The organism is Paraburkholderia sp. (assembly GCF_028283785.1).
In the GTDB taxonomy this organism is placed as follows: Bacteria; Pseudomonadota; Gammaproteobacteria; order Burkholderiales; family Burkholderiaceae; genus Paraburkholderia.
The window spans coordinates 51,114-63,949 of the sequence record NZ_JAPWKB010000018.1 but is presented as its reverse complement, the minus strand read 5'-3'; the positions used below and the strand labels follow the sequence as shown (position 1 = coordinate 63,949).

Sequence of the window (12,836 nt, the reverse complement as noted above, 5' to 3'; positions counted from 1 at the left end):
AAGAGACGGTCAGGCGGTGGCGCGCGCCTTGTGCTCACTGGCTTCCGGCGAACGCATCACGGTCCAGTAGATGATCTTGAGTTCGCCTTCGTAGGTTTCCACGAGCGCGGACAGGCTTTCGACCCAGTCGCCGTCGTTGCAATACAGCACGCCGTCGATGTCGCGGATTTCGGCCTTGTGGATATGGCCGCAGACGACGCCGTCGCAGCCGCGGCGGCGCGCTTCGTCGGTCATCACGGTTTCGAACTTCGAGATGAAGTTGACCGCGTTCTTCACCTGATGCTTCAGGTATTGCGACAGCGACCAGTACGGAAAACCGAGTTTGTTGCGAATCCGGTTGAACCAGCGGTTGAGCATCAGGATCAGCGTGTACAGCGAGTCGCCCAGATAGGCGAGCCACTTCGCGTGCTGGATCACGCCGTCGAACAGATCGCCGTGGACGATCCACATCCGCTGTCCGGTGAGCGTGGTGTGGAACGCCTCGCCGCGCACGTGGATGTCGCCGAACGCGAGGTCGCAGAACTGCCGCGCGCCTTCGTCGTGATTGCCCGGCACATAGACGACCTGGGTGCCTTTGCGTGCCTTGCGCAGGATTTTCTGCACGACGTCGTTATGCGCCTGCGGCCAGTACCAGCCCTTCTTCAACTGCCATCCGTCGATGATGTCGCCGACCAGATACAGGTATTCGGAATCGTTGTGACGCAGGAAGTCGAGCAGATACGGCGCCTGGCAACCGCTCGATCCCAGATGGATGTCGGATAGCCAGATAGTCCGGTAGCGTTGCGGCGCGTCGTGATCGTCTTGATGATCGTGCGCATCGTCGAGCGGGACGGCGGGGGCGGGCGGCCGAGGCAGACTCGTGCCGCCGAACGTCGTATCGGGCTGGAAGGCCACGGAGTCGACGCTCGGGCCGGTCTGTCGGAACAGGGAAGTCGCTGACGTTTTCGGGGCCATGACTCACGCGTCGGGTTTCGGTGTGCGTATTGCGCCATTCGCGCGTGACTGGGCCGTGACAGTCACAAGGCGTTCTTATTACGCGATCGACGCGTTTCCGGCGCATGCGCGCGGGCGTGGCCCAGGCCGGACAAGGCCAGGCGGGAACGGGCGAGCGGACGGGCCGCGCGGCGTGCCGGAACTGTGGCGGCGCAACGACAGACTTACGGTTTCTTGCGTGGGCGGGGCGGTGTTGCGGGGCGGCGGCGGGTGTGCGCGGTTGGTGTGACGCTGTCGGCTACGTCACTGCGTGACCGTGACGATGCGGGTGCCGGCGATGCGGTCGTGCGGGAACTGGCGGTGACGATCCAGAAACGCGGCTGCGGCCCACGCCGCGAACCACGCGGCTGCGAGCAGCAGCGTGTGCGGCACCGTCAGGCCGAGCAGCGGATGCAGCGCGAGCGGCGGCAGGAACCACAGCCACGCGAGCACGTAGCGCACGGCGGCGCGGCGCGCCGACACCGGTGCGCCATCGGCCGTCACGATCCGCAGACGCCAGGTTTTCATCGGCAAGGTCTGGCCGCTGTGGGTCCAGAACCAGACGAAGTACACGCCGACCACCAGTGCGATCCATCCGGCGAGCAGGTTGTGATGCGTGAGTCCGTTGCGCTGCTGGGTGAGCGTGCTGAAAAGATATCCGGCGATAAACACGACACCGAACAGGATCACGCCTTCGTAGAGCATCGTCGCGAGGCGTCGGCGGACGGTGGGCGTCGGCGCGGCGGCGGGTGTGCCGGACATGCCGGATGCGGCGGCGGTCTCGGGCAGGCCGGAAGTCGTGATCGGACGGGACACGGTCGGGCGCCTCGGCGTGAGCGTTAAGGGACGATTGTGCGACGGGCGATGCGGGAAGATTGCGCGAACGATCTTAGCCGAGCGTCGGCGGATCTGGAACCGGTTGAACCCTTAGGCAACGGCGCTGCGTGCGGTGGGTTGTGCGGCGTGAGAAGGCGCGGCTGGAGGCAGCGCAGGCACGGCCGCTCAACCGCTCCGACCGCGCGGCCTACGAACCGTTGAAAATCGACGGCGCATCCGACGGCGACACCGGCAGCGGCTGGGCCGGCACGATGCTCGCCGCATTCGGAATCGCTGCGGCACCCGACGGCGCGACGGCGAAAGCCGCGTTGCCGGTCGCCGCGACGCTGCTCGCGCCGTGTTCGCGCGCGTCGACGAGACGGTCGATGCCCTTGATTTCGCTTTTGCCGGTGGGCGGCGCGCTGACGACGGTCGGGCGACGTTTGTGTTCGCTCGCGGCCAGTCGCTCCTTCTGTTCCGGCGACAGTTCCTGGTACGCTTTCCACGCGTTCTGACGGGCTTCGCGCGGCAATTCCTTCGAAACCTGGTAATTCTCACGCGCGACGCGGCGTTGATCCGGCGTCATCCGGACCCATTCGGCCATCCGCTCGTGAAGCCGCTTTTGCGCTTCCGGCGACATCTTCGGATAACGGGCGGCGATCTTCATCCACTTGCGCTTGCGTTCGGCGCTGAAGGCGTCCCATTGGGTTTCGAACGGCGCGAGCGCCGCATGTTCGGCCACGGACAGCCGCGCCCACGACAGCGGATCGGTATTGCTGGGAAGGCTGGGCAGCGAGTCGGCGAGCGCGGGCGTCGCGCTCTTGCCGGTCACGAGCGCGTTACGCGCAGCCGGCACCGACGCATCCGGATAGAAGCGCGGATAGGTGGCGGCGAACGACACCAGCGCGGCGATCGCGCATCCGAACACAACGGCGAGGCCGCGCTTGTAACTCACCCGTCGGGTCTCCCGCTCAGTGCGCGCGCGAAAGATACGCGTTGAAGCCGTGGTCAAGGTAGGCATTCAGCGGCAGATCGTCGCTCAGCATCGCGGCGTCGATATCGGCGAGTTCGGCGGTGCGTTGCTGGTCTTCCCAGTAAGCGATCCCGATCAGGCTGATGACCAGCGCGGCGAGCGGCCAGGCGAATGCGAGGCGGCGCAACGGCGAACGGCGGCGCTGCGGCTCGACGGGTTGGGACAGTCCGGCAGCGGCGCCCGCGCCGGCAAAAGCCGGGACGAAAACGGGCACGGCGACCGGCTCGGGTTTCTTGCGCGCGAGTGCAGCGCGGCGCGCGGCTGCGAGCCGGTCGACGGCTGCAGGCGGGACACTGGCGACGGTTTCGTCGAGCGCGCGGCGCACCTGGCGGGCGAACTCGAGTTCTTTTGTTTCGAGGGCGGTGCTCATAGCGTGATTCCTTTGGCCTTGAGCGCGTGCGCCAGCGAATGCGTGGCTCGCGAGCAGTGCGTCTTCACACTGCCTTCGGAGCAGCCCATCGCGGCGGCAGTCTCGGCGACATCCATATCTTCCCAGTAACGCATGAGAAACGCCTCCCGTTGACGTGCCGGCAATTTTTGGATCTCTTCGTCGATCACCATCAGGACCTGTTCGCGTTCGAGCCGCTGTTCGCTGCTCTCGGCGCCAGTCGAGCCCTGCTCGGCCTCGAAGGTCTCGAGCGGGTCGAATTCGTCGTCATCGCCATGATTGAGCGACGAAAACAGCGTGACCCAGGTGTTGCGCACTTTCTGCCTGCGAAAGAAGTCGTGCGTCGCATTCTGGAGAATACGCTGAAACAAAAGTGGTAGCTCGGCTGCTGGACGGTCGCCATATTTTTCGGCGAGTTTAATCATCGCGTCCTGCACGATGTCGAGCGCGGAGTCGTCATCCCGCACGGCGTAGACCGCTTGCTTGAACGCGCGTCTTTCGACGCCCGCCAGAAAATCGGCGAGTTCCTTGTCTGATGCCATCCGTGTGGGGTCGGCGCAGCGAGCGTGCGCGTAATGGGTCGAAAAATGTCGTAAAACCCGCGAATGCTAACAAACTTTTGTCGCAGCGGGGCGAAACCCGGCCGAGGCTTTCATCTCGCTAACAAACGTGCGGACTTTATCGGGACGGGGGGCAGGACGGAGCGCCAATCTCGGCTTGACCGCACAGAATTCTGCGTATATCGTCGCTGGTTCGCAACATAAGTGACTTGTCTCAATTGAGGTGTGGCCCAAGAAGCTCACCTGTCAACTGGACGCGCCGCTTGAACCCGAGCCACAAGCCCGGCAGAGAGCACCCGATCAATTTTTTGCCGAAAATTCGAAAGGTGAATAATGAATATGCCCAGCGCGGAATTCTCCACGTCGGAAACTACGCCTCAACACGAAGCTGACTCTATCGGCGCCACCGTGCTCATGCGCGCTTTGGCCGACGAAGGTGTCGACTTTATCTGGGGTTATCCCGGCGGCTCGGTACTCTACATCTACGACGAGCTCTACAAGCAGGACAAGTTCCAGCACGTGCTCGTTCGCCACGAACAGGCTGCGGTTCACGCCGCCGACGCATACGCACGCTCGACCGGCAAGGTCGGCGTCTGTCTCGTGACCTCCGGCCCCGGCGTCACCAATGCGGTGACGGGCATCGCCACCGCGTACATGGATTCGATCCCGATGGTCGTGATCAGCGGGCAGGTGCCCACTGCCGCGATCGGTCAGGATGCGTTTCAGGAGTGCGATACGGTCGGCATCACGCGTCCTTGCGTGAAGCACAACTTCCTCGTGAAAGATGTGCGCGACCTCGCCGCTACCGTCAAGAAAGCGTTTTACATTGCCCGTACCGGTCGTCCCGGCCCGGTGCTGATCGACATTCCGAAAGACGTGTCGAAGGCGCCTTGCCAATATGAGGCGATCAAGTCGGTCACGCTGCGTTCGTACAATCCGGTGACGAAGGGCCATTCGGGCCAGATCCGCAAGGCCGTGAGCCTGCTGCTCGGCGCGAAGCGTCCGTATATCTATACCGGCGGCGGCATCATCCTCGCCGACGCGGCGCGCGAGCTGAACCAGTTCGCCGACCTGCTCGGTTATCCCGTCACGAACACGCTGATGGGTCTGGGCGGTTATCGCGCGAGCGACAAGAAATTCCTCGGCATGCTCGGCATGCACGGCACGTACGAAGCCAACATGGCCATGCAGCACTGCGATGTGCTGATCGCCATCGGTGCGCGCTTCGACGACCGTGTGATCGGCGACCCAGCGCATTTTTCGTCGGTGCCGCGCAAGATCATCCATATCGACATCGATCCCTCCTCCATTTCCAAGCGCGTCAAGGTCGACATTCCGATCGTCGGCGACGTGAAGGAAGTGCTGAAGGAACTGATCGAACAGCTTGCAGACCGCCGAACACGGTCCGGACACCGCGGCGCTTGCCGACTGGTGGAAAGACATCGAAGCATGGCGCTCGAAAGACTGCCTGAAATTCGACCGCAAGAGCGACATCATTAAGCCGCAATACGTGGTGGAAAAGGCGTGGGAACTGACGGATGGCAATGCCTTCGTGTGTTCCGACGTCGGTCAGCATCAGATGTGGGCCGCGCAGTTCTACCGCTTCAACAAGCCGCGTCGCTGGATCAACTCCGGCGGCCTCGGAACGATGGGCTTCGGCCTGCCGGCCGCGATGGGCGTGAAGATGGCGCACCCGGACGACGACGTGCTGTGCATCACGGGCGAAGGCTCGATCCAGATGTGCATCCAGGAACTGTCGACGTGCAAGCAGTACGACACGCCGGTCAAGATCATTTCGCTGAACAACCGCTATCTGGGCATGGTTCGCCAGTGGCAGCAGATCGAATACAGCAAGCGCTACTCCAGTTCGTATATGGACGCGTTGCCTGACTTCGTGAAGCTCGCCGAGGCTTACGGCCACGTCGGCATGCGCATCGAAAGAACCGCGGACGTCGAGCCGGCGCTGAAGGAAGCGCTGCGCCTGAAGGATCGCACGGTGTTTCTCGACTTTCAGACCGATCCGACCGAAAACGTCTGGCCGATGGTTCAGGCCGGCAAGGGCATCAGCGAGATGCTCCTCGGTTCGGAAGATCTATAACGACTGTGTCTTTGCCGGCTCCGTAGCGCGCGCTTTCACGAAAAGCGCCTGCGCGCGGAGCGGCGCACACGGCTCGCATACATCAACATCTGGAAGAAGCGAAACATGAGACACATCATTTCCGTCCTGCTGGAAAACGAACCGGGCGCGCTGTCGCGCGTGGTCGGTCTTTTCTCGGCACGCGGCTACAACATTGAAACCTTGACGGTGGCGCCGACCGAAGACCATTCGCTGTCGCGCATGACCATCGTTTCCATTGGCTCGGACGACGTGATCGAACAGATCACGAAGCATCTGAACCGCCTGATCGAGGTGGTGAAAGTGGTCGACCTGACAGAGGGCGCCCACATCGAACGTGAGCTGATGTTGATCAAGGTACGAGCGGTCGGCAAGGAACGTGAGGAGATGAAGCGCATGTCGGATATTTTCCGCGGTCGCATCATCGACGTCACCGAAAAGACCTACACGATCGAACTGACGGGCGCGAGCGAGAAGCTCGACGCCTTCATCGAAGGGCTCGACGCCACTGCGATTCTCGAAACGGTCCGCACGGGCGGCTCGGGCATCGGCCGCGGCGAACGCATCCTGAAAGTTTGACGCCACGCACTCCATCTGAAGTATCCGAATTTACTGATTTTCGCCAAGGAACAGACATGAAAGTTTTCTACGACAAGGACGCCGACCTCTCCCTCATCAAGGGCAAGCAAGTCACCATCATCGGCTACGGCTCGCAAGGCCATGCACACGCACTGAACCTGAGCGAAAGCGGCGTGAAGGTGACGGTCGGTCTGCGTAAGGGTGGCGCATCGTGGAGCAAGGCCGAGAACGCCGGCCTGCAAGTCAAGGAAGTGGCAGAAGCCGTCAAGGGCGCGGACGTCGTGATGATGCTGCTGCCGGACGAGCAGATCGCCGAAGTCTATGCGAAGGAAGTGCACGCTAACGCCAAGCAAGGCGCAGCGCTGGCATTCGCGCACGGCTTCAACGTGCACTACGGTCAGGTGATTCCGCGTGCCGACCTCGACGTGATCATGATCGCGCCGAAGGCACCGGGCCACACGGTTCGCGGTACGTACTCGCAAGGTGGCGGCGTGCCGCACCTGATCGCTGTCGCGCAAGACAAGTCGGGCGCAGCACGTGACATCGCGCTGTCGTACGCAGCGGCAAACGGCGGCGGCCGTGCCGGCATCATCGAAACCAACTTCCGCGAAGAAACGGAAACCGACCTGTTCGGCGAACAGGCTGTTCTGTGCGGCGGTACGGTCGACCTGATCAAGGCTGGCTTCGAAACGCTGGTGGAAGCGGGCTACGCGCCGGAAATGGCGTACTTCGAATGCCTGCACGAACTGAAGCTGATCGTCGACCTGATCTACGAAGGCGGCATCGCGAACATGAACTACTCGATCTCGAACAACGCCGAATACGGCGAGTACGTGACGGGTCCGCGTATCGTGACGGCTGAAACGAAGAAGGCGATGAAGGCCGTGCTGACCGACATCCAGACCGGCGAGTACGCGAAGAGCTTCATTCTCGAAAACAAGGCCGGCGCACCGACGCTGCAATCGCGCCGCCGTCTGACGGCCGAGCACCAGATCGAACAGGTCGGTTCGAAGCTGCGCGCGATGATGCCCTGGATCGCGAAGAACAAGCTGGTCGATCAATCGAAGAACTAAGCGCTTCGTGACGATTGTTCGGTTGCGCTGCATTGCAGCGCACTGAACCCTTTCAAAAAGCCGCCCAGAGTGCTGAACTCTGGGCGGCTTTTGCTATGCTACGGTTTTACAAAAACACAGAAGCCCTCCATGAATTACCCTCATCCGATCATCGCGCGCGAAGGCTGGCCGTTCATTGGCATCGCCGCCGTCGTGGCGTTGTTGATCCACCTCTTCGCAGGGTTCGGTTTTGCATGGCCGTTCTGGCTGATCCTGATCTTCGTCGTGCAGTTCTTCCGCGATCCGCCGCGTCCCATCCCGACCCAGGCCAACGCGGTACTGTGCCCGGCTGACGGCCGTATCGTCGCCGTCGAAACCACCTTCGATTCCTATGCGAACCGCGAAGCGCTGAAGATCAGCGTGTTCATGAACGTGTTCAACGTTCACTCGCAGCGCTCGCCGGTCGACGGTGCGATTTCGAAAGTGGAATATTTTCCCGGTGCGTATCTGAATGCAGCGGTAGATAAAGCCTCCCTCGAAAACGAACGCAACGCGGTCGTGATCGAAATGGCCAGCGGTCATACGGTCACGTCGGTCCAGATCGCCGGGCTGATCGCGCGCCGCATCCTGTGCTACGTGCGTGCCGGCGAGCCGCTCACGCGCGGTCAGCGTTACGGCTTTATCCGGTTCGGTTCGCGGGTCGACGTGTATCTGCCGGTCGGCAGCCGTCCGCGCGTGTCGATCGGCGAGAAGGTCTCGGCGTCGTCCACGATTCTTGCTGACCTATAAGCGGCACACAGGAGGTTTCGATGGCCGCATTCAAACCGCGTCGACCCCGTAACAGCGGCGGACCGTTGCCGCGCCCGTTTCGCCGTAACAAGCCGGTGTTGCAGGATGGCCCGGTCTCCGAAAGCCGTCGCGCGCAGCGTCAGCAGTTTTTGCGCAAGCGCGGCATCTATCTGCTGCCTAACGCGTTCACCACGGCCGCGCTGTTCTGCGGTTTCTTCGCGGTCGTGCAGGCCATGAACGTGCGCTTCGAGATCGCGGCTATCGCGATTTTCGTGGCGATGGTGCTCGACGGCATGGACGGTCGCGTCGCGCGCATGACGCATACGCAAAGCGCGTTCGGCGAGCAGTTCGACAGCCTGTCGGACATGGTGTCGTTCGGCGTCGCGCCGGCGCTCGTGATGTATGAATGGGTGCTGAAAGACCTCGGCCGCTGGGGCTGGCTGGCCGCCTTCGTCTACTGTTCGGGTGCGGCGTTGCGGCTCGCGCGCTTCAATACGAACATCGGCTCGGTCGACAAGCGCTTCTTCCAGGGCATGCCGAGTCCGGCCGCTGCGGCGTTGATCGCCGGTTTCGTGTGGCTCGCCACCGATAACCGCGTGCCGCTGAAGCTGGTCTGGCTGCCGTGGGTCGCTTTCGTGCTGACCATCTACGCAGGCGTGACGATGGTGTCGAATGCGCCGTTCTACAGCGGCAAGGCGCTCGACGTCCGCCATCGCGTGCCGTTTGCGGGCGTGCTGCTGGTGGTGGTCGCGTTCGTGCTGGTGTCGTCGGATCCGCCGTTGATGCTGTTCGGCCTGTTCGTGCTGTACGGCCTGTCGGGTTACGTCTACTGGGGCTATCAGGCTCTGCGTGGGCGGGCGAATCCGGCGCGTTCGGTGGAGCGCGAGCGGTGACGTCGGCGGCGAGCCGGTTGCAAGGTTCGCACTGAAGTCCGCATCAATTTCCGCACCCGTTTCCGCGTCGATCACCACGCGGAAACGCTAGAAAGGCAGCCCTCGCGGCTGCCTTTTTTTATACGGAATCACCCGCGCCGGCGCGCGTTGCGTGCCGATTTGCGCCAATTGCGTGAGGCCGGGATTGTCGTTATAGTCGGCGCAATAACGGCATCAGCTTGCCTTTTCAACAGCGTCGAGCGGACGTCGATCCGCGCTGAGCGTCTTGCCCTCCGTCCGCCTCGTGAGTTGTGTGGCGTCGCCTGCGGTGGCGCAAACTTGACCGAATCCCCGAGGAGTCCCCATGACAGACAAACTCATCATTTTCGACACGACCTTGCGCGACGGCGAACAATCGCCCGGTGCTTCGATGACGAAGGAAGAAAAAATCCGTATCGCGAAGCAGCTCGAACGGATGAAGGTGGACGTGATCGAAGCGGGGTTCGCGGCCAGTTCGAACGGCGACTTCGATGCGATCCAGACCATCGCGTCGATGATCAAGGACAGCACGGTCTGCTCGCTCGCGCGTGCCAACGACAAAGACATCCAGCGCGCCGCCGATGCCCTCAAACCCGCCGATCATTTCCGCATTCACACGTTTATCGCCACGTCGCCGTTGCACATGGAAAAGAAGCTGCGGATGAGCGCCGACCAGGTGTTCGAGCAGGCGAAAATGGCGGTACGTTTCGCCCGCAAGTTCACGGACGACGTCGAGTTTTCGCCGGAAGACGGCAGCCGCTCCGACATGGATTTTCTGTGCCGCGTGCTCGAAGCGGTGATCGCCGAAGGCGCGACCACGATCAATATCGCCGACACGGTCGGTTACGGCGTGCCGGAACTGTACGGGCAACTCGTCAAAACGCTGCGCGAACGCATTCCGAATTCGCATAAGGCCGTGTTCTCGGTGCATTGCCACAACGACCTCGGCATGGCGGTGGCGAACTCGCTGGCGGGTGTGCAGATCGGCGGCGCGCGTCAGGTCGAATGCACGATCAACGGGCTCGGTGAGCGGGCGGGCAATACGTCGCTCGAAGAAATCGTGATGGCCGTGAAAACGCGCAAGGACTACTTCGGCCTCGATCTCGCTATCGATACCACGCAGATCGTCCCTGCATCGAAACTCGTGTCGCAGATCACCGGTTTCGTCGTGCAGCCGAACAAGGCAGTGGTCGGCGCGAACGCGTTTGCGCACGCGTCGGGCATTCACCAGGATGGCGTGCTGAAGGCGCGCGACACCTACGAAATCATGCGCGCCGAAGACGTGGGCTGGTCCGCCAACAAGATCGTGCTCGGCAAACTGTCCGGCCGAAACGCGTTCAAACAGCGTCTGCAGGAGCTGGGCGTCGCGCTCGACAGCGAAGGCGAACTGAACACCGCGTTCGCGCGTTTCAAGGAACTGGCCGACCGTAAATCGGAGATCTTCGACGAAGACATCATGTCGATCGTCACCGAGGAATCGGCGGAAGCGCAGCAGCGCGAGCACTACAAGTTCGTGTCGCTGTCGCAGCATTCGGAGACGGGCGAACAGCCGCACGCGAAGGTCGTGTTCGCCGTCGAGGGCCGCGAAGTCACCGGCGAGGCGCGCGGCAACGGTCCCGTCGACGCGACGCTGAATGCGATCGAAACCGAAGTGGGCAGCGGCTCCGAACTGTTGCTGTATTCGGTCAATGCGATCACCACCGGCACGCAGGCGCAGGGCGAAGTGACCGTGCGGCTGTCGAAGAGCGGGCGCATCGTCAACGGCGTCGGCACCGATCCGGATATCGTCGCGGCGTCGGCGAAGGCGTATATCTCGGCGTTGAACAAGCTGCATTCGAACGTGAAGCTGAACCCGCAGCAAGGCGAAGGCGTGTAGTCCGACGCGTCGTCAGCCAGCTCACATCAGAAGCCCTCGCCGCGATTCGCGGCGAGGGCTTTTTCGTATCGCGCAGTGTGGGGCGCGTCACTCCACTGCGGCGCGCCGCAAGCTCCAGCCGCTTTCCGCGCCGGCGCGCGCATGGCGTTTGACGTCGACGGAGATCGAGCGGCGCGGCGCATCGGCGACGAAACCATCGATCAGTTCACTGACGTCGTGATCGACGAAATCGGCGCGCGATGCATCGATCGTCACGGTCGAGCCGTCGGGAATCTGCCGCAGCGCATGCTTCACCGAGACCTTGCCCAGAAACGACACGTCCTTGCGAAACGACAGCAGGTAGTGGTCGTCGTGTTGCGCGAGCACGACCGGACGATGCAGATTTGCGTACAGCGTCAGCATCACGCTGCACAGCATGCCGAGCACGATGCCGATCAGCAGGTCGGTCGCGAGCACGCCGACCAGCGTCACGATAAACGGTGCGAACTGCGCGAAGCCGCGCTTCGCCACCGCCACGAACAGCGACGGTTTGGCCAGCTTCACGCCGGTGAAAATCAGGATCGCGGCGAGGCAGGCGAGCGGAATCAGGTTGATCACGCGGGTCAATGCAAACACGCTGATCAGCAGCAACGCGCCGTGGACGATCGCGGACATGCGGCTCTGCGCGCCCGCGTGGACGTTCGCCGAACTGCGCACGATTACCGAAGTAATCGGCAAACCGCCGATCACGCCTGCCAGCAGATTGCCCACCCCTTGCGCTTTCAGTTCGCGGTCCGGCGGCGCGGCACGGCGCTTCGGATCGATCTGCTCGACCGCTTCGAGACTCAGCAGCGTTTCGAGACTGGCGACGATCGCGAGCGTCACCGCCACGCGCCAGACGTCCGGGTTCATCAGCTGCGCGAAGTTCGGACCGAAGTCGGCGAATTCGAGCGCGGCTTGCAGCGACGTGAGCGACCCCAGCGCCGGCAGCGCGACGCGATGTTCGGCGGCAGGCGCGAGGCCCGGCACGAGCGCGCCGAGCAGCAAGGTCGCGCCGATGCCGAGCAACACCACGGCGAGCGGCGCAGGCAACGCCCGGACCAGCGCGAAGCGGCGCATCGCACGCGTTTCCCAACCGGCGAGGATCGCCAGCGACAGCAGCGTGATCGCGATCGCCGTGAGCGAGACGGCACCGAACGACGTGGTGAACGCGCTGCCGTGCGCGGCGGCCGGATTCGCCGGATCGACGAGACCGAGCGCGAGCGGAAACTGCTTGATGATCAGCAGCAGACCGATCGCGGCCAGCATGCCTTTGATGACCGGCGACGGGATATACGCCGCGAAACGCCCGGCCTTCAGCATCCCGAAGCCGAACTGGATCACGCCCGACAGCAGGACCGCGAGCAGGAACGCGGAAAAGCTGCCGAGTTGCGCGATGCCATCGACGACGATCACGACGAGTCCGGCGGCCGGACCGCTGACGCTCAGCCGCGAGCCGCTCAGCGCCGCGACCACCAGCCCGCCGACGATTCCCGACACGAGGCCGGCAAACGGCTCGACGCCGGACGCATTGGCGATGCCGAGACACAAGGGCAGCGCCACCAGAAAGACGACCGTGCCTGCAACGAGGTCACGCGGAAACGTGGCGAAGGATTCTCGTAGGTTCATGATGTCCGTTGATAGAGTGGGGTGAACGGGAAATTCAGCGCGAACGGATCCGCACGCGGGCATCGCTGCCCGCGTGACTGACACGGTGTTGGAAAAC

The 12,836-nt window shown here is 63.0% G+C and carries 11 protein-coding genes and 1 pseudogene; 6 read left to right on the top strand and 6 right to left on the bottom strand.

The genetic code is table 11. The features are described 5' to 3' along the window. Positions 1-9: 9 nt before the first annotated feature. The 5 genes from PW947_RS20160 to PW947_RS20140 all read right to left on the bottom strand — a co-directional run bounded on the left by PW947_RS20160 (position 10) and on the right by PW947_RS20140 (position 3,751). Positions 10-954: a UDP-2,3-diacylglucosamine diphosphatase gene (locus PW947_RS20160; RefSeq protein ID WP_299634136.1), complete on the bottom strand. Its 945-nt coding sequence runs from the start codon at positions 952-954 to the stop codon at positions 10-12. Between the two features lie 282 nt (positions 955-1,236). Beyond that, positions 1,237-1,734, bottom strand: a complete 498-nt coding sequence (locus tag PW947_RS20155; RefSeq protein ID WP_299634581.1) for an RDD family protein — start codon at positions 1,732-1,734, stop codon at positions 1,237-1,239. Between the two features lie 262 nt (positions 1,735-1,996). Next, the gene (locus PW947_RS20150; protein WP_299634135.1) at positions 1,997-2,743 is read right to left on the bottom strand and encodes a DUF3106 domain-containing protein; all 747 of its coding nucleotides are present in this window, start codon (positions 2,741-2,743) and stop codon (positions 1,997-1,999) included. 16 nt (positions 2,744-2,759) lie between these two features. Next, on the bottom strand, positions 2,760-3,191 hold the full coding sequence (locus PW947_RS20145; RefSeq protein ID WP_299634134.1) for a DUF3619 family protein: 432 nt from the start codon (positions 3,189-3,191) through the stop codon (positions 2,760-2,762). After that, positions 3,188-3,751 carry an RNA polymerase sigma factor gene (locus PW947_RS20140; protein WP_299634133.1) on the bottom strand — a complete coding sequence of 188 codons (564 nt, stop codon included), beginning with the start codon at positions 3,749-3,751 and terminating at the stop codon, positions 3,188-3,190. The genes PW947_RS20145 and PW947_RS20140 overlap by 4 nt, the downstream gene beginning before the upstream one ends. A gap of 351 nt (positions 3,752-4,102) precedes the next feature. On the opposite strand from PW947_RS20140, the pseudogene PW947_RS20135 reads away from it, so the two are divergent. From PW947_RS20135 to PW947_RS20110, 6 genes and pseudogenes are all read left to right on the top strand, one after another. After that, positions 4,103-5,867: pseudogene (locus PW947_RS20135) on the top strand (acetolactate synthase 3 catalytic subunit). A 105-nt stretch (positions 5,868-5,972) separates the two neighbouring features. After that, positions 5,973-6,464, top strand: a complete 492-nt coding sequence (ilvN, locus tag PW947_RS20130; RefSeq protein WP_299634131.1) for an acetolactate synthase small subunit — start codon at positions 5,973-5,975, stop codon at positions 6,462-6,464. A gap of 56 nt (positions 6,465-6,520) precedes the next feature. Further along, positions 6,521-7,537, top strand: a complete 1,017-nt coding sequence (ilvC, locus tag PW947_RS20125) for a ketol-acid reductoisomerase (protein ID WP_299634130.1) — start codon at positions 6,521-6,523, stop codon at positions 7,535-7,537. 129 nt (positions 7,538-7,666) lie between these two features. Then, positions 7,667-8,305, top strand: coding sequence for a phosphatidylserine decarboxylase (locus tag PW947_RS20120; protein WP_299634128.1), 639 nt, complete (start codon positions 7,667-7,669; stop codon positions 8,303-8,305). A gap of 20 nt (positions 8,306-8,325) precedes the next feature. Then, positions 8,326-9,198 (top strand): CDP-diacylglycerol--serine O-phosphatidyltransferase, encoded by an 873-nt coding sequence (pssA, locus tag PW947_RS20115; RefSeq protein ID WP_299634127.1) that lies wholly within the window; start codon positions 8,326-8,328, stop codon positions 9,196-9,198. Between the two features lie 343 nt (positions 9,199-9,541). Beyond that, on the top strand, positions 9,542-11,092 hold the full coding sequence (locus PW947_RS20110; protein WP_299634126.1) for a 2-isopropylmalate synthase: 1,551 nt from the start codon (positions 9,542-9,544) through the stop codon (positions 11,090-11,092). A gap of 87 nt (positions 11,093-11,179) precedes the next feature. Here the strand turns inward: PW947_RS20110 and PW947_RS20105 are convergent, their stop codons facing one another. Beyond that, positions 11,180-12,739: a SulP family inorganic anion transporter gene (locus PW947_RS20105; RefSeq protein ID WP_299634125.1), complete on the bottom strand. Its 1,560-nt coding sequence runs from the start codon at positions 12,737-12,739 to the stop codon at positions 11,180-11,182. Positions 12,740-12,836 lie beyond the last annotated feature (97 nt).